The sequence below is a fragment of the Roseimaritima multifibrata genome (assembly GCF_007741495.1).
GTDB classification, from domain to species: domain Bacteria; phylum Planctomycetota; class Planctomycetia; order Pirellulales; family Pirellulaceae; genus Roseimaritima; species Roseimaritima multifibrata.
Genome location: NZ_CP036262.1, coordinates 3,225,210 through 3,251,617, shown reverse-complemented (window position 1 = coordinate 3,251,617; position 26,408 = coordinate 3,225,210). Strand labels below are relative to the sequence as shown.

Below are 26,408 nucleotides of genomic sequence, written 5' to 3'. Positions count from 1 at the left end.
CCTAGACATTGTCGGCGAGGGACCGGATGATGCACCAGTTTGGTCAACAAAGCCCATTTGTAAACCACCACCCAAGTCCCGAAGCAGCAATGTCCCCCAGCTCGTCATCCAATCCCTACCAGAGTCCGCCTTCGGTTATCCACAAGGGAGTGATCTACGGCGACAACGCCCTGAGGCGGAAAGGTGGATTCCTCTACCGCGAGATCGAGCTATCCGGTCCGTTTACGGGGATCCTGATCTACAACGGCTGGTGGTTCCTTCAACGCATTTCGCTGAATGGGCAAAGACTCTGGTCGCAGATCAGCTGGCTCACCTTACAGAGAACTATCGATTTCCAAATCCCCGTCTGCCAAGAACAGGGATCTCCGATAGCCTCCCCTAACGGGACAGCGGATTCGATGATCACGCTGCACCCAGCTCGACTGCAGATCGATTTCGATTCACGGCTGAAATTTCGCCGATTCCAACTGCTGATCGACGAAGTATCCGTCTATGACGAAATCGTGTAGGCGTTTCGCATTCCAGCCGGGGACTGGAAGTTCGTCGGGGGATCCATTCGACTGGATCGAATCGCCCCAAACGCTCGGCTCCCAGGCGGAACACGTCAAGCAATCACCTGCAGTCCCACGAACCCTGTCAATCACTTAGAGACGCTTTCGCTACAGCGACAGTAGCGTCCGAAAACAATCCTTGTGCAAAACAAGATGCGACTTTTTCCCAAGCGGTCCAAACAAAGCTTCAGCCGGTCCGACCTGAATGGGCGCCGCAGGATAAATGGACGGTCTTTACCAGAATCGATATTCAGCATTGTCCGTGTCGAAATCGTTGTCGGTCAGACCGACATTCACTTTAACATTGACGTAGTTGTACTCTTCTTCCAAGACAGGCTTCCCATCGGCAGTTTCCGGCCATGACCAAGACTCATAGCGAATCGGCATGTTCAGTTCATTGCTGAAGTAGACCCGTGCACAATAGAAATCGAAATGAGCGCGTTCAACAGGATGAATCACCTGTAGCATCGTGCAAACTTCTTTGCCAACTTTTGCGTCGTTAAAAAATTTGACTTCGCATTCGTCATACTGCAAATCGCGTTCACCGGTTTCGATAAGTTTGACGGCAAGGTTCTCGATGCCAATTTCTGAAATCGGGTGTTTCTGCCCACGCATTGCGAGGTAGCTATCCGGAGCCAAATTGACATTCATGAAATTCTTTAGCCCAGACTCATGAACGACCATGTTTCCATCGTTTTTGTTTTCAACCCAGATCACTTCGCGTCCACGAACCTTCGCGGGTCTTAGAAAATCGATGTACACCGATAACGGCACCTTGATTTTCCCCGCTTCGACTTTGCGATTTCGAATTTTGACGTTGGAGTACTGCATTTCAGGCAGCACCCCATCGACTCGGCATCGCTTGACAAATAACGCGGTGTAATCGTCAACGTTACCCTGAATATGCTGCAAGCTTTCGCGGGCCATCTTCAACGCAGGCTCAAGAGGATGGGCTCCGGTCGATTCGGGGATTTTTGTGTTTGCAGCCAACGCGATTTGGTTGGCAGCGACCGGCGAAGCATCGGCGGCATTCCGTTCTTGTTCGGGAGCGGATTCGTATGCTTGACGGAAAACAGGCTGCTGCCCTGGCAAAGGTTGCGCATATCCCAAGCTGGAACAAAGACCAATTAGCATGAACGCGGTCACAAATTGACGACGCCATTGATCTTGCCGGAAAGCCATCCTTGAACTCCTGGAAAAACTGGTGACCTGAGAGAATCCCCAGGCTTGAGCGATACTGATACGGAATGAAGTTCGTAGTTAGCAAAATACCGGCATCCGTTGCCATGGAGATTTACGCAGATTACGAAGGCCAACCAGGACGCCGAAACCGCCATCTCGCTTCTGCCAGCCACGCGAAATCGACGGAGGTCAAAATAAAAAACATTTGGCAGGTCAATTTGCTAGCGTTTTGGCGGCCAAAATACGATCCAGCTTGGTGATTGTTAGCAAACGACAAGCGGTATCGCTATTGCTTTGACGGCACGCTTTCGATAGTTTCCGCGACGTTGCGTTTCTTAAAACACCCACTGCGTGAGGCACGGATGCACTCCAGCGGTCCTACTGCTTATTTGACCTGCGGTCTTTTGATTGTTTTCTCTTGTGGCTGCCAAAGCCCACTAGCGGATCGATCGGTCCGTGTCACCGAAAACAGTCCCGAAGCCCTACAGGCTGCGGAACAGCCAAGAACCCTTTTGGCCGAACGTCAAAAGCCAGCGGTTCCGGAATCGACAGCGGTTAGTTCCAGCTTGAGCGATACCCATGCCTCGATCGACGGCGGGACATTGGCGGATTCAGAAGCACTGCTTCAAGCGTTCCAGAATGCCGGTCCCGAAGTCCAAGAAGCGGCTCGCCGGAGGATGCTGGCATCGCAGCAATCGAACGTTAAGGTCAACCCGCTACCCGACCTGCCGACACAATCCGATCTTGACCTCGACCCGTTCGACCGGCCGCTAGAACTGCCAAACGAAACGACAACCATTGCGAACATTACAGACGCAATGAAAGAAGATTCAAAGAGCCAACAAGCAGCCCCCAACGCCGACGCCTTCCGAACAGCGATCAGCGACGAAATCGCGGCTTCAGGATTCGTGGTGCCGACTTCGCACAGCAGCGAGTCCGCGACGACAGAAACAGTCGCCGACCTTGCCGAACCACCTGCAGCCCCCGCCGGCGTCCCAGAACCTCAGCCGGAATCTCCGATTGAGCCAGCACCCACCGAACCTACCGCCGAACTAGCCACACCGACGCCCGCCGCCCCCAAAGCCCCCGTTTCCGAAGCGGCTTTGATGGCCAGCCTGCTGGAACAGATGTCGGCGGCCCCGACGGACGACAACGACACGAACAAGATGCGGCAGGCCATGCGGTATCGCCTGCAACTGGTGCTTGCAGGTCGCATCGACGAAGCGGTCGAACCGATCGAAGGACTGGATAGCAGCGAACAGGAATTTTTCCGCAATCAAGTCCTAGCCCTCTGGACCGCGATCGACCCACAAGGTCACCCAGTCCCCCAACGGCGATGGACCACCGCACTTCCTCAACTGCGTGAAGCGGTCAGCCACCTCGCTGCAGCCACAGGAACATTGGAAGTACGCAACCTTGCCTTCTGCACCGACGTCGAATCGTACGGCCGAATTAAGACGTTCGATTCGATGCGGTTCAATCCCGGACAACAGGTCATCCTCTACAGCGAAGTCGATAGCTTCGCAGCGGAGCGGCTTAGCACCGGCTACGAAACACAACTGCAAGGCTCTTACGAGATCTTCGATAGTTCTGGCAAACGGATTGCGGAAAAGGTTTTGCCAACGGACCAACAGGTCTGTAACAACTACCGACGTGACTACTTCATCGCCTATCGTCTACACCTTCCCAGCCAACTGGCTGATGGCAAGTACCGAATGGAACTTACCATGGAAGATCTGAAAGGCAAAAAATACGGCCAGTCGAGCATCGAATTCGAAATCTCCAACGCCCGCTAAACAACGGGACGCCAGCCCACCTCAACGCGGAAGCCCAACGGCATCGACTTTCTTAGCGGAACGGCGCGAGACGTCCGGCAACCGCATAGAAAACCGAATGAACTTGCCGCGCGGATCGCGACGTGCTGATTCAGTGATCGTCGCCTTCCGCTCAAATCCCAACCCGCTGCGTAAGCCAGGGATAGAATAAGCAGACCGTTATCCCTCGCTTACGCATTTTGAGGTTGCGCTTTTGAGGTGATTGCTGTGGTCAATCGTCCTGTCTTCCGCACTCTCGCTGATGCCTCAAATCATTCGACTATTCCAGCACCTTTTTAGCTCCAAGCATCAAGAGTTCCGCTTCCGGGCTTGCCCCGGCGAACTCGCAACTGGCAACTACCTTATTGGGCGATCAAAAGGCTGTTCTCCGCCAGCCCCAAATCGCCTAGGCGATTTGGGGCTGGCGGAGAAGGATGAAATGGCAAAGAGGCATGGGGGTAGCTGCCAGTTGTTGCCCCGGACCGGGACAAGCCCGGCGGAAGCAAAGTAGCCAACTCCCAAAAGCGCAACATCAAAACGTACGCAGCGGATTGGGATTTGAGCGAAAGGCGACTCTAAAAACACCACCGCCTCGCAGGCCAACCTGAATTAATACGGGCAAGGCCCTGACGGAAGAACACGTTTAAGGCAAAACAAAACCACCCGGCTTAAATGAAACCGGGTGGTGTTTCGTAAAACGTCTCGGCGGCCCTAGCCCGGCACATGCCGAACCAGATCGCCTGGGTTTTTAGCTTTTCCTACTGGGGAAAAACCTGGTCGCGAGACTGATCCGTTGGTTGCCCAAACCGGATCTGCATGATTCCGCCACCGGCATTCGCCGAACCATAGGTATAGCCCGCTTTCAAAGCGCTTCCGATTCGCTCGTCCAGTTCGGAAAGATGAGCCTTGCTATAGACATCCATTTTGTCACCGCATGATTCCAGCGATTTCTGAATGTTGCCTTGCAGTTCTTTCAAGTGCAGGCGAGCCAGGTTGCTGATCGGCTTGGATGCTGCACCCTGACTCTTTGTTGCCAGGACCAAATCGAGCAAGCGTTCAACGTGCTCACGCTGCAAATTGCGACGCAAGCTGCTGATCATCGGACGACGGTCATCACGATCCTCAGGACATTCAGCGGATAGTTCCGCCCAAGTCGCTTCGGAGATCGTGTTAAGCAATTCCGGCAAAGTCAGCACATCGACATCGGCTGCAACACGCAGCTCGTTGTCGTAAACACCACGCAGGGTGGTCGGATTCATCAACAAAGTCAATGCACTTGATTGCACACCCAAGACTCGATCATGGATCGGCCAAGCCCCTTCGGTAGCGATTTGCGAACGGGAACTTGAATCCAACCATTTATCGACAGACATTCGAGCCAACAATTCGGGGTTCAGCCCAAAAGCTTGGTCATTGAAGGCCTGATCGATGACAAACTTCAAAGCTTCACGCTGCTGCTCCGCAGGGATAACTTCAACAGGATCACGATCACCAGGATCGCCTTTGCGATCTCGATGGATGGAAGTACCACCTACCCAATTGGCCATCATGTTGATCATGCGAACCTGCAGACCAAGGGTCAGTTCGTAAGCGCGACGAGCTTTTCCCCACCCGTCTCCATCCTCTACAAATTCGTCAAGGATTCGTTCGCGGTACAACTGCACCAATTTGGTTTGCTCGTTGGCAAACGCCAGCGGGTCGCGTCCGAAATCGTATCGCCTTGCCAACGGGTCGGGCCCGGAGGTGTCCTCATCCGTAGCAAACTGGAGGGCTGGTTCGGTACATCGTTCCAAGATGCCTGGCAACTTCTTCGCATCCAGGACATACCCATATTCGATTGCCCAGAAATCGTACGGGCCCAGATCGATCATGCCGTAATCGCCCTGAATCTCTCCCGATTCATACCGGTAGTTGATCGGGGTGTAGTCCATCACCGAAGCGGTGATGGTCTTCTTACCTTTAACATCGCGGCTATTGATTTCGTCCAGCGTCAACATTGCCGACGCCTTGAAATTATGCCGCAGACCGAGCGTATGTCCGACTTCGTGTGCCACCAAGTCAGCCAGCAAGGGGCCAACGAACCATTCGGGCATCCCGTCCAGCAGCGATTCGTCCTCTTTGGCTTCATCCTTATCTTTGTCGGACTTTGTCACTTCCTCTTTCTTCTCTTCGTCAGTCTTTTCTTTCTTCTCCTCGCCATCATCCTTCTTCTTGTCGTCGTTCGCTTTATCATCAAGCAAGGTCAACGCCCAGTTCATGCGTGCCAGGGCCATTTCCATGCCTCGACTGCTGGCGGCCATGCAAAGGCCATTCTTCTGACTGACGCGACCGTAAAGGCCGTCGTACTCGTCATCGCCAAGCAACATCGGATCCGCAGCGGCAAACGGGTGACCCGATGCCGGCAAACTGCCTGCCATGGCCGCTTGCTGCCGAAGATGCAACGCTTTCGAAGGAGACGCGAAACGGACTCGAGGATCCCAGCTAGGATGTTCGGCCAACCACGCCAACGTATCGGGGCCCATACCCTCCATCGCCAACTGGGGCATCAGGTCGTGGTAATTGAACCGGAAATGGCGAATCCAGCCATCGGTCAGGATGATATCAGCGTCTAAAATCTGCCCGGTTTCGGGATGCACGCGACTGGGACCGATCGCGGTTCCCACATCGTTGTTCAACCAGCGGACAAAGTTGTAGCTAACGTCTTCGGGATCTTTCTCCATATGGATACCGGTCGCAGCATCCTGGTACTCGACCACGATTGCATCGACGAAGCCGACTTCTTCAAACGCCTTGTTCCAGAATTCGATCCCTTCTTTGATCCAACGTCGGTAGCGAACGGGGGTAGTGTGTTCGATGTAGAACCGAATCGGCTCCTTGGGAGGGCTCAACTTCAGCTTTGGATCACGTTTCTCAAGGTGCCAGCGGTTGATGTAACGAATTCGAGTTTCATCATCATCGTATTTACCAAGGTCGGTGAAACTGGTTGTGAAGTACCCGATTCGTTCATCCGCGGCCCGTGGTGTGTAACCGTTGTTGGTCGCTGGAACTTCGCTAATGGAATAGTGAATGGTCTGCAGCTTGCTGGATGCACCAACAATTTCAAAAGCCAATTCGATATTCTTCTTAAAGACTTTTGCCTGTTTAAGCGCGACCAACCTTGGGTTGGTTACACGAACACTGTTGCCAAAGAACTTTGTTGCATTGCCGACAAGCAATGAATCAAGATCGACCACGGGGCCACCGGATGGGCCGGTCGCAAGGATTGGCACATCAAGCAGAACCTGATCGGTGAACAGACGTTTTACCGACGCCTTGGCCTCATCATCCCCCGTTGCACGAATCGTCAAATTGGGTGCGATCAGCGCTAATCGATCGTTATATTTACGCCACTGAACCACCCAATCGCCCGACTGGAGCCCCGCGTATTTGTCTCCGCTACTGACGGTCAGCGCGAGGAAATATTTTTTGGTTGCAAAATTCTTAGGAAGTTCCCCGATGACCTGGCCGTCTTTTTCTCGCTTCCAAACCTTGAACAGCCCTTTAACATCCTGCTGATCACTGGGGGCGATTTCTTCGTACCCCTCAGAAACCTTACTGAATTCGGGAAGGGAATCTGCGGCAACAGCGACCACTGGAACCGCCAGAGTCGCAAGCGTAAGAATTGCCCGACCTGTCGCAGCAAATAGCGATGTCGGAATCAAACAGTGCATCATCGGTAGTGCATCCGTAGGGGAGGATAAATCTGAACGTGCTGTTGGCGGTATTCAGCCGACCACCAATCTAATCCTAGGCCACGAAGTAGCCCTCGCACGGCCCGGGAGATTGAAGGGGAAACCTAAACCATATTGTAACCTGTAAAACCACTACAATTCGCTCGATGGTTACGAAATTGATACGGAATCACATAGCAACACTAGGGCCCCCTAACGGTTCCCAGACTTGAAAAGTCCGCCCCGGCCGCTTACAACACTCCCATCCGCGGTAAACCGCGGCGGGTGTAAGCCTTCCGTCCCAGCCAAGCTACGGTTGGTTTTGCACCCCCAAAAACCAAAAGACAATTTTGACAGGGAGCGAACGATCGTGCTCCCACATACTCAATGATTCACTGGAATATGGCTCTATGAATATCGCTTTGGACGAAGGCCTCGTAAAAGGCGACAGCGTCGCATCTCTGCTTGATTCGGCTCTGGATGCTGGCGGTGGCCTGCTCCGCCTGACTCCAACGTGGGTACCACGGTCTTTTCTTCACCCGGGACGCAGGATCAAACTGCACCCAGGTGACTATTACCGCTTCGGCGCCGACCGCGGTGGCATCGACGAACGCTGGTTCGGAAGTACCACCGAAGCGGCCAATGAGGGACGTGTCTGGCACGAAGGACTTAGCTTCTGCCTGTTTGAAGGCAAAAAGTTCCTCCTCAAGGACGCAGTCGAAGAAGCGGGTGCCCGCTTGATCGGTTCCGCAATCGCCGACAAGTACAATCGCTGGCCTGTCTATTCGAAATTTTTCGACAACATGGGCCCGATTCCTCACCATATGCATCAATCGTTTGAAGATGCGAAACTGGTTGGTCAAGAAGGGAAGCCCGAAAGCTATTACTTCCCACCTCAACTGAACAACGTCGACAATAACTTTGCCTATACGTTCATGGGCCTAGAACCAGGAACGACCAAGGAAGATGTCCGCAAGTGCCTGGAAAACTGGAATGCCGGCGACAACGGAATCCTTGATCTGTCGCGTGCCTATCGGCTGAAACGAGGCACCGGCTGGTTGATCCCTCCAGGCGTTCTGCACGCTCCGGGCAGCCTCTGCACCTACGAACCCCAGTGGGGCAGCGATGTCTTCGGCATGTATCAGTCGATCGTCGAAGGACGTTATGTCCCTTGGTCGTTGCTGGTGAAGGACATGCCAGAAGAAAAGCACCAAGACCTCGACTTCATCGTCGGACAACTGGACTGGGAACGCAATGTGGACACCCATTTCAAGAACTCCAATTACTTGGAACCGATCCGCGACGAAGCCAACAGCGGAGACAAATTTGAAGACTTGTGGATCGTTTACGGGACCGTTGATAAACAGCAGTTGTTCAGCGCCAAAGAACTGACCATCCAACCGGGTGCGAAGTGCGTCCTGAACGATCCAGGCGCCAGTTCATGGATCACCGTCCAAGGTAAAGGCAAAATGGGCGCCTTGAACTTGCAGACTCCAGCGATGATCCACTTCGGCGAAAACACCGAAGACGAAGTCTTTATCTCCCACGAAGCCGCCACCAACGGTGTTCAAATCGAAAACACCGGCAGTGAGCCTCTGGTAGGCCTGCGTTACTTCGGCCCTGATGTCCATGGCAACAACATCCCCAAAGCGGGTAGCTGAGCCTGTTGATTTGTTGCAATTTGGAGACTGTGGCTGGAAATTCCACTCACAGTTTTGCCGAGCGACTGCAGGATAAGTTGATGCCTTAAACATGAGTGCCGCGGCCGAATAACTCCGCCACGGTGCTCGCGAATCTGGCGGCTGAATGAGTCGAATCCCCTTTCCCCTTGTGAGTGTGCAATGAATAACTTCCCTAAACTTCACAACGCAGCTTGGCCCGGTGTCGTCGGCAAAGGTGGCGAAGGTGACGATCCGATTATCGAACTGGATCAGTTGCTGGACATGACGGCCAGTGCCGAAGTCAACGGTCGCCGATTCGACGGGGTCGACCTATTCCTGTTTGATCCGCACGTTTCGATCGACGCAACGGATGCGGAACTAGAAGACCTAGCGGAGCGCGTTCGTTCACGAAACCTTGACATCGGGACCGTGGTTGCCCCGGTCTGGGAACCGACCGGTGGTGGGCCTGCGATGGGCGGCCCCGAAGAGGTTGAAGCCTTCTTAACGCAGGTCCGCAAGGCATGCCAAATCGGCCAAAAACTGCGTCAGATCGGCGTCCGGCCGCACGGAGTCATTCGCCTGGACAGTGCGTCGTCCGTATCGGAATGGGTCAAAGATCCTGAAGGCAATCAGTCCAAAATCGCAGACACCTTTAAAGCAGCTTGCGATATCGCCGAAGAGTACGACGAACGCTTGGCCGCCGAAGGCGAAATCTGCTGGGGCGGGATGCAAAGCTGGCGAAAAATGGTCGACCTGCTAGAGCGAGTCGGACACCCCGAACGCCTTGGCTTCCAAGCCGACATGGCTCACACGCTGCTTTATCTGATGGGATACAACGCCCCAGAAGATGCCATCGTCGCGTCCGATTTTGACTGGAGCGATACGGCTGCCAAAGAGGCGGCACTTAAGGAACTGACCCACGCCCTGCGACCCTGGACGATCGATTTCCACGTCGCTCAAAACGACGCCAGCGTGCATGGAACGGGAAGCCACGACAAGACCGGTCGTCACTGCCTTCCAGACGACCCGAACGGAAAATTGGATATCGCCAAGGATGCCGGTTTTTGGCTGCGGGACGAGCATGGTGACGTCCTAAAAACCATCAAACACATCTGCTGGGACGGTTGCATGTTCCCCAACGAGGTGATGACCAAACCTGACACTTGGAACAAGATCCTGGCGTCGATGCTGGAAGTCCAAGCCGCCCATGGCTGGCAAGAATAGAACCCTCAACCCCACACGTTGCACAGACTACTTTTGCACAGGAAAAATTGATGAAACCGTTGAACATTGGAATGATTGGCTATGGCTTTATGGGCAAAGCCCACACGAATGCCTACAAGCAAGCCAACAACTTTTTTGACTGTGAATACAAGCCCGTGCTGAAGGCCTTGTGTGCCCGCAACCGCGACAAAGCGGAAGGGTTCGCCAAGAACTGGGGATATGAATCGATCGAAACCGATTGGCGAGCTTTGCTGAAACGGGACGACATCGACGCAGTCGATATCTGCACCCCGAATAACCTTCACAAAGAGATCGCAATCGAAGCAGCCAAAGCAGGGAAAATGATTCTCTGCGAAAAACCGCTCGCCATGAATACCGCCGAAGGCGAAGAAATGTGCGAAGCGGTCGAAGCGGCCGGCGTTCCAAACATGGTTTGGTACAACTACCGCCGTGTCCCCGCAGTTTCCTTGGCCAAACAACTGATCGACGAAGGACGGCTAGGGAAGATCTTTCATTACCGAGCCAACTTCCTTCAAGACTGGACGATCAACGCCGATGTCCCTGTCGGTGGTGCCGCCACCTGGCGACTGGATGCAGAAGCTGCTGGCAGCGGCGTAACCGGCGACTTGTTGGCTCACTGCATCGACACCGCGCTTTGGTTAAACGGCGGGATCAAAGACGTCACCGCGATGACAGAAACCTTTGTCAAAGAACGGACGCATGCCGACACTGGCGAAAAAATCCCAGTAACGATCGACGATGCCTGCAGCTTCCTCTGCCACTTCAACAACGGCTCACTGGGACTGTTTGAATCGACCCGTTACGCTCGCGGCCACAAGGCGTTGTATACCCTTGAAATCAACGGCGAAAAAGCCTCGCTTCGCTGGGACTTGCACGACCTTCACCGCCTGGAGTACTTCGATCACGCCGACGACAGCATTGTTCGCGGCTGGCGAAGCATTCACGTTTCCGATGGCGACCAGCCCTACATGGGCAACTGGTGGGTACCGGGACTACAGATTGGCTACGAGCACTCCTTTATTCATCAGGTAGCCGATTTTCTAAAATCGCTGGAATCGGACGCTCCGTTCAGCCCCAATTTCCGCGATGCTCTGGAAACGCAAAAAGTTTGCGATGCCGTCCTGGCAAGTGCGAAACAACGAGTCTGGAAAGACGTTTAGGCAACCTGTTCGAATCGCAGCTCGGCGTCTAGGTGCGCCGGGCTGACGATTGAAAATCTCACGGGCGGAGCCAACCGCCACTCTCGTCCAGGCACAACGATGCGCACGATCAACCTGAACCATGTCGCCCTGCACGTTACCGATGTCGAACGTAGCATCGCTTTCTACCGCGATGCACTGGGGTTGGAGGTTCTGCCTCGACCCGCATTTGATTTCCCAGGGGCTTGGTTCCGGGTCGGAACCGACCAGGAACTCCATCTAATCGGAGACCGCGAGCTGGATGTTCACTCGGGGCACCGAGGAACGCATATCGCAATCCAAGTCGAAGACCTAGACGCTTGGGATGCTCACCTGAGCAAAGAATTAGAAAAGCATGGTGCCAGCCGAGTGCCGCGCAAGACGCGTCCCGATGGCGCGCAGCAATCCTTCCTGATCGACCCTGACGGTCACTGGGTAGAACTGTGCGAGCTCCCCAAAGCAAAATAATGCTACCCCGTGGGGCAGCATAACTGCCCCATTAGCCCGGGCGGCAGATATTTGCCGGTGGTGCAAACCACCGGTTCAATGCCGAAGCAAGCCATTAGCCCGGAGGGCGGCAGATGGTTGCCGGTGGTGCAAACCACCGGTTCGATGCCGAAGCAAGCCTTTAGCCCGGAGGGCGGCAGAATCTGTAGAGCTTGGCGCCGATGGCAGATGTTCTGTCGCCCTCCGGGCTGAGAATGCTCAAGCAGGGTATCCGGCGGCTGACGCCGCCGGCAAGTATCTGTCGCCCTCCGGGCTGGCCAAGTTTTGTCCTGGCCAAGGAATGGGCTTGTGGAGATCAGTCTGGTCTCCACCGATGGCAACCGCTCTGTGGCACGACAAAGCTGGCCGGGCGCCGATATAAACTGCCGGCTGGAACTCGGTTCGCCCCATTAGCCCGGAGGGCGGCAGAATCTGTAGAGCTTGGCGCCGGTGGCAGATGTTCTGCCGCCCTCCGGGCTGAGAATGCTCAAGCAGGGTATCCGGCGGCTGACGCCGCCGGCAAGTATCTGTCGCCCTCCGGGCTAGCCAAGTTTTGTTCTGGCCAAGGAATGGGCTTGTGGAGATCAGTCTGATCTCCACCGATGGAAACCGCTCTGTGGCACGACAAAGCTGGCCGGGCGCCGATATAAACTGCCGGCTGGAACTCGGTTCGCCCTATTAGCCCGGAGGGCGACAGATACTTGCCGGTGGTGCGAACCACCGGTTCGATACCGAAACAAGCCTTTAGCCCGGAGGGCGGCAGATGTTTGTGGAGGTCTGCGACCATGGCAGATGCTCTTTGCGACAACCAGCCGATCCTACGATTCCGAGGGGAACTCTTCTAAGCTGACTTTTCGGAAATTGGCTAGGTTGTCACCGACTTTCTGAATCGCTCGACGATCCAGTTCCGAAAGGGTCTCGATTACTAAATGGTGAGCTCGGTAGCGTTGAACCTTCGATCCCTCGTCGATGCTTAGCGTCAATTCAAGCGGGACAAGGCCGGCTGCGGACAGTTTTTCGCCCAGTGCCATCCGGCCGAAAGGAGGTACGCCGACTCGGCGAAGGACGTTCAAGCGGGCCGCCCAGACCGTTAATTCGTGATAGGCATGGGCGAATTCAGGGCGAGACAGTTCCTGTGTGGTCGTTTCGTACTTACAAGATCCGAATTTGACGGCGTATTGATCCCCGGTTTGAACCACCTCTGCATCCAAACCAAACGCCGCGGCCTTGCTGTTCTGCCTAGCGGCAGCGGAAAGCTGAACGGTTGCATCGATTAACTGCTGAGTCGAAAGCTCGGCCTGCAACTGGGCTTTGGTGTCTAACAGGACGACCCGTTCGCGAGTTGGATCGAAAATGGTCTGAATGGTGCCCCCCATCTCTTCCAAATCGTAGATCACGCCCGAATCAAACAATATTTTATGCCGTGCTAACGGGGTATTTCCGTCGGCATCATAGATTTCCGTTTCCAGGCGAAAGGACGGGCCCTGCGGCAAAGCCGACTGGGCGAAAGCGGGTGCTGTCCAAGCCGACGAGAGGAACAATAGGCCAGCAAGGATCGGGAGCGTTCTGTTTTTCATGGCAATTGCGGTGTTCAGCGAAATCCTGCCGGCCAAAGCCGTCAGCGAGGGGCAACGATTTCCGAGGCAGATTGAAGCCACCGATAACAAAAATCGGCTTGTCCGGTCTAGCCCGATTGCGTCACCGCCAGAACCGAGTAGCCTTGTGCTATCTAAGCAGAATAGTACTGAACCGCACTCGTTAGCCGGTCCTAACGAATACTCATTCCAAAATTGTTAGCATGATTCATCGTATTTTGGTGACCGGCGGTGCCGGATTCTTGGGTTCTCACCTTTGCGAACGCTTGGTAGAAGAAGGACATGACGTCATTTGTTTGGATAACTTCTTCACCAGTCAAAAAAGCAACGTCGTTCATCTTCTAAATCGCCCAAATTTCGAACTGATTCGTCACGACATCACGTTGCCGATCTTTTTAGAAGTCGACCAGATCTACAATTTGGCTTGCCCGGCCGCTCCGGGCCATTACCAGTTCAACCCGATCAAGACGATGAAAACGTCCGTGATGGGAGTGATCAACATGTTGGGAATCGCCAAACGCTGTGGAGCTCGCTTCCTGCAAGCCAGCACCAGCGAAGTCTACGGCGACCCGGACGTCCATCCGCAGCCTGAATCCTACCGCGGTAGCGTCAACCCGATTGGCCCTCGCGCCTGTTACGACGAAGGGAAGCGAGCGGCGGAATCGATTTGCATGGACTACCGCCGCAGCAACAATGTCGATGCTCGGATCGTCCGCATTTTCAATACGTACGGACCACGGATGCACCCTTACGACGGACGTGTCGTTTCGAACTTCATCCGGCAGGCTCTGCGTAACGAACCGATCACCATTTTCGGGGACGGCGAGCAAACTCGATCGTTCTGCTATCGTGATGACTTGGTCGAAGCCATCGTCCGAATGATGAACAATTCCGAAGGGTTCGCAGGCCCGGTCAATATCGGCAACCAAGGCGAATTTACGATTCGGCAGCTTGCCGAAATGGTTATGGAGAAGGTCGGAGGCGAATCGAAGCTGGTCCAAAAACCGCTTCCTACCGACGACCCGACGCGTCGCCGGCCCGACATTCGACTGGCAAAAGAAAAACTGGACTGGGAACCAACCACTCCCCTTTCCGAAGGCCTTCAGAAAACAATCGATTGGTTTCGATCAATCGATATCGATGACTACCAACCGCCGACACCAAATTATTCCTGAGGTGTCACCGGTTTCAAGTTCTCGCGGTAGTCTCTGCCTCGTTCAACATACCTGGCAGCTAACGCCTGTATGTTTTTGATTTCGTCTTCTCTCAGAGGACGGGCGACCTTGGCGGGCGATCCCAGGATCAGACTGTGAGCCGGGAAGGACTTGCCCTCGGTGACCAGCGCCCCCGCAGCGACAAGCGATCCTTCGCCGATTTCGGCCCCATTCAACACGACCGCCTGCATGCCGACCAACGCGCCGCGTCCGATCGTGCACCCGTGCAGCGTTGCTTGATGTCCGATCGTCGCATCTTCGCCGATATGCAATGGAAATCCTGGGTCGGTGTGCATCACCACATTGTCCTGGACACTTGATCGAGCCCCAATGCGGATCGGTTCGACATCCCCTCTAGCGACGGCTCCTGGCCAAACGTTCGCATCCGCGGCAATTTCGACGTCTCCGATGATCGTCGCTTCGGCCGCAATATAGGCGGAGGGGTCAATTTTGGGACATTTCTCGCCCAATTGGTAAATCGTCATCGGGAACCAAAACAAAGGACTTTAGGACAAAAAGGGTACGCAACATCACCGAAAACCGACGGCCAGTGAACCGCCAGCTGGGGCCATTTCTTCGGTTTGGCAAATTGTACCAACCAGTCGGCTTAGGGGATCCCCGGGCAAGTTGTTTACCGGATATCGCCGTTGCGAGCGAGGATTAATCCTTTTCCGAAGCTAGCGTTCGAGGTAGAATGGGTAACGTCAAACAAACTCCCAATAAATCTTGATGTGGCATTCTCTATGGCTCGCGCAGCAAAGACCTTGAATCCCAACGCTCCACTGACCACCCGCGAAGAAAATGTTCTCCGAGTCTTCCGCGAATTTTTGATGCGTCCCGGTCAGATGCTTTGCTTCCACGGACCGGACCTAGATCGTCATCGCGAATCGTTGGAAACACTGACGGACCGAGACCTGCTTGTTTCGGAAAGTTTTAAGGGTGGGTACTCGCTCACCACCGAAGGTTTCGAAGCGATGAAAGCCTGCACAAGCCGTCCAGCGCCTCGCTAGGACCCGACTGCCGATTCGAGGATTTGCTCCAAAACTGGCGTCACTGCCGCGGGATCGAATCGGGCACGAATCTCTTTTTTGGCTCGCGCGGCCCATTCGAAAGCCGCCTGCTTGTTCTCAATCACCTCAGCGATGGCGTCGGCCATCGCTACGGAATCGGCGACGGGGACCAGTCTTCCCAGTTCTCCCTCATTCAGAATTTCCCTGGGGCCGCTAGGACAGTCGGTAGAAACAACCGGTATCCCGAGGGCAACCGCTTCCAGTAAAGCATTGGGCATTCCTTCGTACAGTGAAGGCAAACAGAACAAGTCGGCATTCTTGATCGCGGGCAGGACGTTGACCAAGTAGGGATTCAATTCAACGTGATCCTGCAGCCCAAGCTTCGCAACCAACTGCTGCAGCGAATCCTGGTCGGGCCCTTCGCCGTACAAGTGAACCGACAGTTCGCGATGCCCTCGCCGCACCAGTTCGGCGATCGCTTCGAACAGATAGCGATGCCCCTTCTGCGACACGAAGCGGCCGGCGTGAACGATGTGAAATCGTCCGGGCCGAAAATGGTCAAATGGTTGTTCAGCCAATCGGTCCAGACGCTCTAGATCAAGCGAATTGATCATTCTTCGCACATGCGGAGGGGGCAAATCGTAAAACGCGATCGCCGCTTCGCGAACTCCTTCGGAAACCGTAAGGACTAGTTCGCTGTCGTGGTAGGCCCGCTTTAGCAACAAAAGCTTCAGCCGCATCCAGCGTTCTTTCGAATCGCGAAGCATCGACGCGGGGTCGACCACGATCGTCGGTAAATGCGGAACTCCCAAACGCTTTGTGACAGGACCGGCTACCAAGGCCATTGGATAGGTCCTGGAATAGAGGACATCAATCGATTCCTTGCGAAGCACCTTTTCTAAATAGCGTTTCTGATCGCGCAGGATTCGGCCAGGATAGTTGAACCGAAACGGCTTTTGGTCCTGCCAGTAGGCATAAACCGGCACGTCCGCAGGCACTTCTTTCAGCAGTTCTCCTGAGGCGTAGATCAAAAACAGGACAGGGCGAAATTTGGTTCGATCAAGCATTTTCGCAATCCCGATCATCTGACGCTCACTGCCTCCACCAGCCAGCGATCCAATCATCAGAAGAACCGAAATTCGCTCACTCATCGGCAGAATACCTTTCTAAAAACGCCAGCATATAGAAATTAGATCATCAAGATCGGACGAATCCCCGCGTCTTGTTCTGATTCTCAAAGAGCGAAGTTTAACGATTGTGTTGGTCCTGCGGCATCCGAGCATCCTCCCTTTAATCAAAATGCATTTAAAACAATCGATCAACACCATCCTTCTCCGAAGAACAACTAGGACAACCGCTACCAGACGGTCTAACAGCTATCGAATAAACGTGGAGGCGAACAAAGATGCGAAAACCAATCCATTTATTGACCCTCCTAGCCGTGGCCATCGCATCGGTCTTAGCCGATGTTCCCATTTCTTGTCATGGATGTCCGCACTCGCACCTGAACAACCAGTTCAAGATGTCTGGATGCGACTGCGCGGCCCATCGATCGTCCGGATGCAACGCTGCTGGTGGTGCGGCCGGCGCGGATCATTGTTCCGTCCGCGATCGCTCCCCACACAAGCCTCAGTGTCCGCTTTGTGACGGCCGGTCGACAGCCACGAACGCGGTGGTGGAACGGGACGAACTCAAACGCAGGACACAGCCTCCTGCAGCATGCGATTGTGCATCGTATCCCGAGCCAATCGTTCGTCGTTCGCTACACACGCCACACGAACCGTCCAATTGCGCTGCCTCTCGAAGTCGTCAGGTCCGTTTCCACTTGAGGATCTAGCAAGCCAGAGGGCGAAAAGATTCGAACTCCGCTTTGGACAGATCCTCTACCTCTAAGTGAACCATATGAACATCGGACGGCAAAGACTATTTCAGATCATCCTGTGCACGTCGACAACCAGCTTTATCGGTTGTTCCACCATGCGCCCCATCGCCGAGCGATTCCAGTTCGACCGAACCGAATCCGCGGTCGAAACGACGGCCGACATACCGCCGCAGTTCGCACCACCGGCTCCCCAAAAGGACCTTGCAGCGACAGCGATCCAGCAAACCGCGCATGATGCGAGCGAACCCTCGGCAGGTGATTCGGAGACAGCCAACGCGGTAGCTCAAGCCAGCGGTTTCGAAGCGTCCAACCTGACCGCGCTTGTTCCCTTCACGATTGCTGACCCACCGTTCCCTGCCGACTCCGAACCGGCTGCTCAGCCAACAAGTGGGATGACGCTTGAGGCCTTTGAATCCCTCGCTTTGACCAACAACCCTACCATCGGTGCCTTGGTCGCTACGACTCGCAAAGCGGCTGGCTTTCGAACGCAGGTTGGTTTACGTGCTAACCCAACCATTGGATATAGCGGTTCGCAACTGGATGATGAGGGAACCGATCAACACTCCGTCTTCATTTCCCAGACCATCATCACCGCCGACAAACTTGAACTGAATCGACGTGTCCTCGACCGGGCCCTGCGTACACAGCTTTTGCATTTGGAAGCTCAGAAGTATCGCGTTGCCACCGATGTTCGCGTTAAGTTTTACGACGCATTGGCGGCTCAAGAGAGAATGAGATTGGTTCAGGACTTCCAAAAGGTTGCCAACAAGGGTCTGGAACTTTCGGAACTGCGGAAGGAGGCACTGGAAGGATCGCAACTGGATATCGTGCAGGCCAAGGTTCAAAAGAACGAAATCGATCTGGTGCTGCAACAAGCTGAAATCGCGTACTCTGCGGCTTGGAGAGAACTAGCGGCCCTGGCGGGTAGCCCTCACCTTAGCCCCACACCCCTGATCGGTACTTTGCCACAAACCGACGTTGCCATGGACTGGACGGAACTGACCGCCACAACGGTCTACTCCAGCCCTGAGTACCAGGCGGCCCAAGCAAAGGTCAGCCAAGCTCGAGCGAATATCGACCGGCAGGAAATCCAAGCCATTCCGAACTTCGATTTCAATCTTGCAGGTGGTCACGATAACGGTACCGATTCCGGATTTATCAATGTTCAAGTCGGAGCCCCGATCCCTGTATTCAACCGCAACCAGGGCAATCTTTCAGCGGCTCGAGGCGAATTGATGCGAGCGTGCCGCGAAGTCCAACGAATCGAAAACTCCATTCAGGCACGGATTGCAATCGTTTCGCAGCAATACGATTCCGCCCTCGCAGCGGTCGCGATGTACAACAACGAAATCCTTCCCAACGCGGCCGAAGGACTTAAGCTGGCTGAAACAGCCTACCGCGCCGGGGAGACCAGCTTCGTCCAAGTCCTGGTCGCTCGCCGCACCTACTACGATACGAACCTGCAGTACCTGAAGTCCCAGACCCGGCTGGCACAAGCACGCACGCGTCTGGACGGCTATGTGCTTAGTGGCGCGTTGGATGCCATCGTCGACGAGAGTGGCGACGACAGCCTCCGCGGACAGACCTTTAGCCAACAATAGCGACCAGCCGGTCGTGATCGACCGGCGGCGTCGACGTCAAATTTGCTGGTCGGGTCTCTGCGAGATTAGAATTCAAGTCTACGCTTGAAACCTCTGAATCTTGGGATGACCTGACCATGCACAAAAGACTTCTTGTGCTAACGATCGCCGTCTATGCCGCACTTGGCATACAAGCAAGCGACCACCAACCGCTGGACGTCGATTCGCAACAGGTGCTTGAGATCCCAGGCATCTCTTCAGGCGATCCAGCAGCTGGCAAACGGGTCGTCGTGAAGGCTCCTGAATTCGCGTCGACGTCTGTCTTCCATACGATCTACCTTCCTCCCGGTTGGACTCCAACAGGGAAGCAGTATCCGATCATCTTTGAATACACCGGCAACCGGTTCCCTCAGTCCGGGTCGACAGGGCAAACGGAGGACGCAGCCCTGGGATACGGATTGACCGCCGGGAAATGTATCTGGGTTTCCCTTCCCTACGTTTCTGCTGATCACCAGAAGAATGAAGTGACCTGGTGGGGCGACGAATTGGCGACGGTCGAGTATGCCAAGTTAAACGTGCCACGGATCATCCAAACCTACAACGCTGACCCAAATGCGGTGATCCTGTGTGGCTTTTCCCGAGGCGCTATCGGAGTCAGTTACATCGGGCTCCATGATGCTGAAATCGCCAAACTCTGGACAATCATGGTCACGCATGATCATTTTGACGGAGTCCGGTCGTGGGGCGGAACCGAGTGGGGCCAACCGCTTTCCGAATACCAACATCGGGCGGCCTCCCGGCTGAAAAGAATCGGAAATCGACCGCTGCTTGTCATTCAGAACGGCGATATCCGTGCTACGCGTTCGTTTGTCAAGCAAACGATTGGCGCCCCCGACAACGTGTCATTTATGCAGATCAACGCAAACGAGATTTTGGGGGCGTTTCCCAATTCGATAGCCAAATCAGCACACACGGACCGTTGGCTGCTTCCTCCCAGTTCGGCGCGATCTGAAGTGTGGGCATGGATTAACCGGTCACTGGCCGCCGCCGAATAACGTGAAACCAAACAGCGCCGGCGATGCCTGCCTTGCCGGTTGCAAGCGTCACTCAACTTTCCAACGGCGACTGCACTGGCTATTGGGTACGCAAAAAATCAAATTCCGGAGCCACACACTTTCCCGCGGCATGTTCAAAAACCTCTTTCAGTGACTCTTTGCTTTCCGGATAGCGTCCCTTGTCATCGGTCGCTTCCTCCCACTCGTGGAGGAAACGGCGATGATCCGCAATCGCCGTTTCGTACTTTGGATCTTCGGCCAAGTTGACGACTTGGTGAGGGTCGTCGCGAAGGTCATAGAACTCTTCCGCCGGACGATTTTCAGAATCGAAATACGATGCCTGTACCGGGCTGAGCAAATTTCTTCGGCGCATTTTCTGAAACGTTTCGAAGGTCGCGTATCCATCACGGTATTGCGGTTGAAAGAGGGCTCGGTCGGTTTTGTAGTTTCGGATGTATCGAAAATGCTGACTGCTGACGGAGCGAATGCGATCGATCGCGTTCCCCATCCGGTCTCTCGCAGAAATCAGATAGGTACGCGGCTGATAATCGTCCGCAAAAAGATCCTTCCCCTCCATAAAGTCCGGAATGGCAATGTCGGCAAGGGCAAGCGAAGTCATTGTGATATCGATCCCACTAACCAAATCACTCCGGCGGGATGCCCCCCCGGACACCAGTGAATCGGATTCGGTCCCATGCACGATAAGTGGAACTTTGGTCCCTTCCTCATATAAGAACTGCTTCGCACGCGGCAACGGACTTCCATGGTCGGTAAAGAAGAAGACGTACGTATTCTCCCAGAGCCCGTATTCCTTCAGGGCGGTAATGATGGCACCTACCTGAGCATCTGTTTCGGCGATCTGAGCGTAGTGTCTTGCGATCGCGTTTCGGAAAACGGGATGGTCCGGATACTGTGGTGGCACGGACACCGCATCGTCGGCCACCAAACTGTCGGCGGGGAACTTCGCTCCGGTTTCGCCTCCAAACTTGCCTCCCTTCAGTTGGATCTGTCCGAAGAACGATTTGCCTTGAAGTTGTTTTAGCCACGACAGATCCCGCCCTACCAGATGGCTATTTATTTTTGGCCGCTCAAATTCTGGGGAATACATCAGCGACCGCTCACGTTTGAAATTGTAATCATCCTTCGCTTCGTTGAAGGTCAAGTAACCGGCACGGCGAAAGAGCTCGGGAACTGTCAGTAGTCCTTCGGCCAATTCCTCTTTGATCATCGTGCGATGCTGATGCAAGCCGTAACTTGTCTGCATGGTTCCGGTGATCAAGGCCGATCTTGTGGTCGAGCACACCGGAGCGGGCATGTAGGCTCGCTCAAACAGGACGCCTCCCTCGGCAAGCGAATCAATGTTAGGCGTCAAAGCGAGTGAATCGCCATAACATCCCATCCAGTCGCTCATATCATCGACATAGATCCACAACACATTCGGCTTGGACGGCTGGGCGGGTTGGGTTTGATCGGCAAGCACCGATCCGGCCAACCAGCACGTCCCCAACAGCAAGGCGAAGATCCTAGACATCGTTTCCCCCATTCAATGGATTCATTTCAAAATTAAAGTCGAACGTCAGCGGAGCCCTATGCAGGACAATCACCCTGTCCCCGGCCAGTGATCAGGCACAACAAAGGTCCGCGATGTTTCTTGCCACAATCCATCGGATTCGCATAAATGGCTGACCAGCACCGGATGAGCAGCCTCCTGAAAATGTCTGGTCAAGCGTTCGATCGTTTCGTGATCGGACAGCCCGCAATCTCCGTCCTGATCGAATTCAGCAGGGGACAACCAATACGGTTTATTCAGGATAGCGTGTCTCCCATCCTGTTTGCGGATCCAGCCGACCAGTTCGAACGCATGGATCCAGTTCCCTCGAAGATGATCGGGAGCGAGGCCTTCCGGCAACTGTGGCTGGGAACCATCGTCTGGATGGTAAAAAATGCGTCCCTTTACGAATGCGTTCCGCTGCTGAACATCAGGAAAATGGGTTTCGCTAAGAGGCAGCTGATGCCGAAACATCCGCTCTCGTTTACGTTCAAACGTATCGCCGGCATTGGGACCGATGTAGTGGCTGCCGGCAAACGTCCGGTTCGGATGGAACAAATAGAATTTGACAGCCACCTCCCAGTGCGTCAGTTTGCTTGACTCGTCGCGAAAGAGAAAATCAATTTCGCCGAGCGTCCGTTTCCCAGACCGAACCTGGAGCGATTCCGCAACCACCTGGATTTTGCGAACATGCTGCAACCAGTACAGCACTAAGCCTTCGAAATACCGCCCGACTCTTCGCGACGGTTTCTCCTGACAGAACGCTGTCAACTGTGATAAGGATACCGATCGCCAATCAAACTTCGGCAAGTCAGGGTGCGGATTTAACAGGAACGGACTTTCAACCACCCAGGTTAGATCTCGCAGTTCTTGCGATTGAAGCATCCGCTACTTACGCCACACGGGACGTGCGTTCGCGGTGATTTCGGCATCGGCTTCTTGCATTCGAGCTTTCAATTTCGCAGCGATTTCTGGATGTTGGTCGATCAGGTTGTTTTGCTCGCCAATGTCATCGCTTAGTTGAAACAGATAGATCCCGACCGAAGGCTTTCCCGTTTTTGACTTCCTGGCATTCGGTCTAGAAACCACTTCAAGGTACTTCCAGTCTCCCAGTCGAATGCCTTGCAAGGCACCAACGGACGAATAAAACAACAGCTCGTTTCGAGGCGATTCATTTGTCTTAAAGGTCCCGGTGATGTCGTATCCATCAATCGTCGGGATATCGGGAAGGGGGGCTCCTGACAAACTAGCGATCGTTGGCAGCAAATCCATGGTAGAGGTCATTGCATCACACTGCGTTCCTGCAGGAATTCTTCCCGGTCCCCATACGACACAGGGGACGCGTTGTCCGCCTTCGAAAGTGGTCCCCTTTCCCGCCCGTAGGGGATCGGCGCTGCCACCATGATTTTTGAATTGCAACCAAGGTCCGTTGTCGCTGGTGTAGATGATGTAGGTGTTTTTATCTAATCCCAACTCGCGAACCGTATCCGCTAACCGGCCGACCTCCGCATCGATGTGCTCAATCACACATTTGTAAGCATTCTGCGGATCGGGATCGTAAACGTCCTCAGGCACATACAAAGGAATGTGCGGCATCGAGTGTGGCAGGTAGAGAAAAAATGGCTTGTCCTGATTCTCTGTTACGAAATCGATAGCCTTGTCGGTGTAGCGACGCGTGATCGTTCGCTGGTCGACAGGCAGTTCGACAATCTCTTCATTCTCAAATAGTGGAGTGTTCCAATAAGTGATGCTGGTTCCTTGGCTCTCCCACAAACGGTCCGATGCAATTTTCGATTTCCGAGCGTTATCAGGATGGTTCATGTCATTGGAGTACGGAATTCCATAATAGGAATCGAACCCGTTGGCTCGCGGGAGTATTTCGGGGTGATGGCCCAAGTGCCATTTACCAACACAGGCCGTCGCATACCCTTGTGATTTCAAATGGTCCGCGATCGTATACTCAGAAGGATTCAACCCATAATCACTTTTGGGGAACAGTACGTGTTTGTGCATCCCGACACGTTTGGGATAACTGCCGGTCAAGAGGGCCGCTCGGGACGGAGAACAAACGGAGCAAGCCGTATAGAAACTGGTGTATTTCCGGCCCTCGGCGGCAAGTCGATCGATATGGGGCGTTTTGATCGTCTTCGACCCAAAGCAGCCCAAATCGTTGTAGCCCTGGTCGTCCGTGAAGATAACGATGAAATTCGGTGAGGACTGGGAATCAGCAAGCAGCTCGGCCCCAAAGAAAGTCTGTGCGAATCCGGAAAAGCAAAGCGCCAACGCGAACAGAACCTTGGATGGTCGCCGCAAAACAATGCTTCCCTCAGGTAACAAATCGTTCGCAGGCAATGGGGACGACGAGAATGCTCTACGACTCATATCATTCCAAATCAAAAAATGACGGGCTATTGGAAGCAAAATTTCAACTCACAGTCTCCTCGCTACGATTTCAGATGTCAAATCGGGCGACCGTGGAACTGCGTGCCTGGGGGCTAGAATTGGCAAGAAAATGGGGGCAAGAAAATAGGGAATAAGGGATGGAATTGTTTCGCGATTGGAAACGGAAACGCGCAATGCCCGGGGACGAGAGAGGACAACCGCGAAACAACCGAAATACGCGAAAAGGATGTTGCCTAGGGCTGTAATCCCTAAAGTTAAATTAGACAGGAACCTGGTGACTGGAGATTTGTCTGGAGAGACCGGTTTATGTTCCGCACTCTCCATCCACTCCCCCAATTCCCTGCTCCCATTTTCTTGCTCCCATTTTCTTGCTCCCATTTTCTTGCCCCCATTTTCTTGCCCCCATTTTCTTGCCGAAAAGACTTGCCGCAGGTACTGACGTGACGGTTTACCTTTTGCAAAGATATAGAATCCTTCCAGGCACTGCCTCGGTCTTTCAGGCGAATCCACTGGATAAAGAAGAAGCCAGCCCCACGATCGTTGCGTTCTAAGGTTACCATCTAGGCCAACGGACGCCGCGCGTGTGCCGAACGCTTATTGCTAAACGGAAAAGTACTTTGCCCAACGACGCCATTGATCCAAATTTCCGGGGCAACTCTGCTACCTTTCCGCCGCGACCATCCACGCCAGACTGGACGTTCTCCCAGCGTCATGGACTAATAGTTGTTGTCCTGTCCCCGGTCGTCGCTAATTTCGTCGGAAGCGTCTTTAACATATTGTACAATTCCCAGCAGATTGAACCGTTGCTATCCGCTCAGCAGATGGCTCGTTTCGAATCCTGCTGGCAGTGGTTCAACATGGTCATTTATCCGCTTGCGGTGATCCTTTTCCTGATTCCAATTATTCAATTGCGTCCGATCCACCGAGACCTAATCGATGGTCGAAGTGTGAGCGAAGATGTGTTGAAGACGTCGCAACGAAAAGTTGTGAACCTGCCATGGTGGTTCTTGGCCGTCGCGTCGGTGGGATGGTTGATCTGCATCCCCGTATTTCCTCTTGCTCTAGCAAGTTTAGATGAACCGCTATCGAGCAATGTCGTTGTTCACCTAACGACGTCCTTTCTGATCGCATCGTTGATCGCGGTCACCCATAGTTTTTTCGCCGTTGAATTAGTGATTCAACAAACTTTGTTTCCTGTCTTTTTTCAGACAGGGACGCCAGCGAACGTCCCCGGGACCGCACCGATGACGATTTCGCAGCGGGGACTGATGTGGTCCGCGTCCGCCGTGGTCAGCCCGGTATTGTCATTGGTCCTCTTGATTTTGGTACCCGATGCAACGGAATCCGCCCCTGCATTTGCACTTGTGGTCGCCGCCGTCGCAGTTAGTTTCGGCATGGCAACGTCTTTGCTGCTGGGGCGTCTGGTGGCGACGCCGGTACTGGAATTGAAACGCGCCTCGTTGGCGGTTGCCGAGGGAGACTTCTCCGCACAAATCAAAACCCTTCGCGCGGACGAATTCGGCATGCTGATCAATCAATTCAATTCCATGATTACGGGACTTGCCGAACGGGAGCGTTTACAAGCGACCTTTGGTCGGCACGTTGGGCGTGAGGCGGCGAAGCAAATCTTGGCGGCACAGGATGGAGTCGATTACAAATCCGCTTCAGGAACTCTCGGCGGCACCAAACAATTGATTTCGGTGATGTTCGCGGATGTGCGAAATTTCACAGCTCAATCCGCCGATGCGCCGGTCGATGACGTTATCGCTGGATTGAATTTGATGTTCGGCGAGGCGGTCAAAATCGTTGAAAAGCACGACGGGATGATCAATAAGTTTCTCGGCGACGGTTTCATGGCGATTTTCGGAAGCGGTGGAGTCCCATCAAGCGACCGACAACATGCCGATGCGGCCGTCGAAGCGGGCTGTGAACTCCTCGCACGTATCGACGCCCTCAAGGAAGACTTTGAGAAACTGGGATGGTCTCAAATGAAAATCGGTGTCGGGATCAATACGGGGATTGCCATGGTAGGCAGTATCGGAGCCCCCGAACGCCATGAATATACGGCGATGGGCGATACGGTGAATGTCGCAGCTAGAGTCGAAGCGTTAACGAAATCAACAGGATATGACCTGCTCATTACCGGAACGACTTACGATGCACTCTCTACCGCCAAGAACTTTGTCGAATTGCCGCGTCAAAACGTCAAAGGCAAATCGACCAGCCTGCAAATCTACGGTGCGGTAAATTGTGATTAAATGGTGACGTCCATCGCCTAGGTGCTCCGAATTTA

Annotated in this window: 19 protein-coding genes; 11 read left to right on the top strand and 8 right to left on the bottom strand. The window is 54.1% G+C overall.

Annotated elements, in window-relative coordinates; translation table 11 throughout:
- The first annotated feature begins 26 nt into the window (after positions 1-26).
- Positions 27-509, top strand: coding sequence for a hypothetical protein (locus FF011L_RS11840; protein ID WP_145351865.1), 483 nt, complete (start codon positions 27-29; stop codon positions 507-509).
- 276 nt (positions 510-785) lie between these two features.
- On the opposite strand, the gene FF011L_RS11835 is transcribed toward FF011L_RS11840, so the two are convergent.
- Positions 786-1,733, bottom strand: coding sequence for a DUF1571 domain-containing protein (locus FF011L_RS11835; protein ID WP_145351864.1), 948 nt, complete (start codon positions 1,731-1,733; stop codon positions 786-788).
- 326 nt (positions 1,734-2,059) lie between these two features.
- Here FF011L_RS11835 and FF011L_RS11830 point away from each other — a divergent pair, with 326 nt between their 5' ends.
- Entirely contained in the window at positions 2,060-3,529 is a 1,470-nt protein-coding gene (locus FF011L_RS11830) for a hypothetical protein (RefSeq protein ID WP_145351863.1), read from the top strand.
- A 776-nt stretch (positions 3,530-4,305) separates the two neighbouring features.
- Here FF011L_RS11830 and FF011L_RS11825 read toward each other — a convergent pair.
- A complete protein-coding gene (locus FF011L_RS11825) occupies positions 4,306-7,260 on the bottom strand; it encodes a zinc-dependent metalloprotease (RefSeq protein WP_246109879.1) in 2,955 nt (984 codons plus the stop codon).
- A gap of 407 nt (positions 7,261-7,667) precedes the next feature.
- Here FF011L_RS11825 and FF011L_RS11820 point away from each other — a divergent pair, with 407 nt between their 5' ends.
- The 4 genes from FF011L_RS11820 (at position 7,668) to FF011L_RS11805 (ending at position 11,809) form a co-directional block, all read left to right on the top strand.
- On the top strand, positions 7,668-8,918 hold the full coding sequence (locus FF011L_RS11820; protein WP_145351862.1) for a cupin domain-containing protein: 1,251 nt from the start codon (positions 7,668-7,670) through the stop codon (positions 8,916-8,918).
- A 180-nt stretch (positions 8,919-9,098) separates the two neighbouring features.
- The gene (locus tag FF011L_RS11815; RefSeq protein WP_145351861.1) at positions 9,099-10,142 is read left to right on the top strand and encodes a sugar phosphate isomerase/epimerase family protein; all 1,044 of its coding nucleotides are present in this window, start codon (positions 9,099-9,101) and stop codon (positions 10,140-10,142) included.
- A 50-nt stretch (positions 10,143-10,192) separates the two neighbouring features.
- Positions 10,193-11,323: a Gfo/Idh/MocA family protein gene (locus tag FF011L_RS11810; RefSeq protein WP_145351860.1), complete on the top strand. Its 1,131-nt coding sequence runs from the start codon at positions 10,193-10,195 to the stop codon at positions 11,321-11,323.
- 99 nt (positions 11,324-11,422) lie between these two features.
- A complete protein-coding gene (locus FF011L_RS11805; RefSeq protein WP_145351859.1) occupies positions 11,423-11,809 on the top strand; it encodes a VOC family protein in 387 nt (128 codons plus the stop codon).
- A gap of 836 nt (positions 11,810-12,645) precedes the next feature.
- On the opposite strand, the gene FF011L_RS11800 is transcribed toward FF011L_RS11805, so the two are convergent.
- Positions 12,646-13,404 carry a hypothetical protein gene (locus FF011L_RS11800; RefSeq protein ID WP_145351858.1) on the bottom strand — a complete coding sequence of 253 codons (759 nt, stop codon included), beginning with the start codon at positions 13,402-13,404 and terminating at the stop codon, positions 12,646-12,648.
- Positions 13,405-13,625: 221 nt separating this feature from the next.
- Between FF011L_RS11800 and FF011L_RS11795 the strand changes: the two genes are divergently transcribed.
- Positions 13,626-14,597: a UDP-glucuronic acid decarboxylase family protein gene (locus FF011L_RS11795; protein ID WP_145351857.1), complete on the top strand. Its 972-nt coding sequence runs from the start codon at positions 13,626-13,628 to the stop codon at positions 14,595-14,597.
- Here the strand turns inward: FF011L_RS11795 and FF011L_RS11790 are convergent.
- Positions 14,588-15,121 carry a gamma carbonic anhydrase family protein gene (locus FF011L_RS11790; RefSeq protein ID WP_145351856.1) on the bottom strand — a complete coding sequence of 178 codons (534 nt, stop codon included), beginning with the start codon at positions 15,119-15,121 and terminating at the stop codon, positions 14,588-14,590. The two genes, FF011L_RS11795 and FF011L_RS11790, sit on opposite strands and share 10 nt — an antisense overlap.
- 258 nt (positions 15,122-15,379) lie before the next feature.
- Between FF011L_RS11790 and FF011L_RS11785 the strand changes: the two genes are divergently transcribed.
- Positions 15,380-15,646 (top strand): hypothetical protein, encoded by a 267-nt coding sequence (locus tag FF011L_RS11785; protein WP_145351855.1) that lies wholly within the window; start codon positions 15,380-15,382, stop codon positions 15,644-15,646.
- On the opposite strand, the gene FF011L_RS11780 is transcribed toward FF011L_RS11785, so the two are convergent.
- Positions 15,643-16,797 (bottom strand): glycosyltransferase, encoded by a 1,155-nt coding sequence (locus FF011L_RS11780; protein ID WP_145351854.1) that lies wholly within the window; start codon positions 16,795-16,797, stop codon positions 15,643-15,645. The two genes, FF011L_RS11785 and FF011L_RS11780, sit on opposite strands and share 4 nt — an antisense overlap.
- Positions 16,798-17,548: 751 nt before the next feature.
- On the opposite strand from FF011L_RS11780, the gene FF011L_RS11775 reads away from it, so the two are divergent.
- A complete protein-coding gene (locus FF011L_RS11775) occupies positions 17,549-19,129 on the top strand; it encodes a TolC family protein (protein ID WP_246109912.1) in 1,581 nt (526 codons plus the stop codon).
- A 116-nt stretch (positions 19,130-19,245) separates the two neighbouring features.
- The gene (locus FF011L_RS11770) at positions 19,246-20,163 is read left to right on the top strand and encodes a hypothetical protein (RefSeq protein WP_145351852.1); all 918 of its coding nucleotides are present in this window, start codon (positions 19,246-19,248) and stop codon (positions 20,161-20,163) included.
- A 79-nt stretch (positions 20,164-20,242) separates the two neighbouring features.
- Here the strand turns inward: FF011L_RS11770 and FF011L_RS11765 are convergent, their stop codons facing one another.
- The 3 genes from FF011L_RS11765 to FF011L_RS11755 all read right to left on the bottom strand — a co-directional run bounded on the left by FF011L_RS11765 (position 20,243) and on the right by FF011L_RS11755 (position 24,094).
- The gene (locus FF011L_RS11765) at positions 20,243-21,694 is read right to left on the bottom strand and encodes a sulfatase family protein (RefSeq protein ID WP_218933156.1); all 1,452 of its coding nucleotides are present in this window, start codon (positions 21,692-21,694) and stop codon (positions 20,243-20,245) included.
- Between the two features lie 69 nt (positions 21,695-21,763).
- Positions 21,764-22,597, bottom strand: a complete 834-nt coding sequence (locus FF011L_RS11760) for a DUF1853 family protein (RefSeq protein WP_145351850.1) — start codon at positions 22,595-22,597, stop codon at positions 21,764-21,766.
- Between the two features lie 3 nt (positions 22,598-22,600).
- Positions 22,601-24,094, bottom strand: a complete 1,494-nt coding sequence (locus FF011L_RS11755; RefSeq protein ID WP_145351849.1) for a sulfatase family protein — start codon at positions 24,092-24,094, stop codon at positions 22,601-22,603.
- A 797-nt stretch (positions 24,095-24,891) separates the two neighbouring features.
- On the opposite strand from FF011L_RS11755, the gene FF011L_RS11750 reads away from it, so the two are divergent.
- Positions 24,892-26,373, top strand: a complete 1,482-nt coding sequence (locus tag FF011L_RS11750) for an adenylate/guanylate cyclase domain-containing protein (RefSeq protein WP_246109878.1) — start codon at positions 24,892-24,894, stop codon at positions 26,371-26,373.
- Positions 26,374-26,408 lie beyond the last annotated feature (35 nt).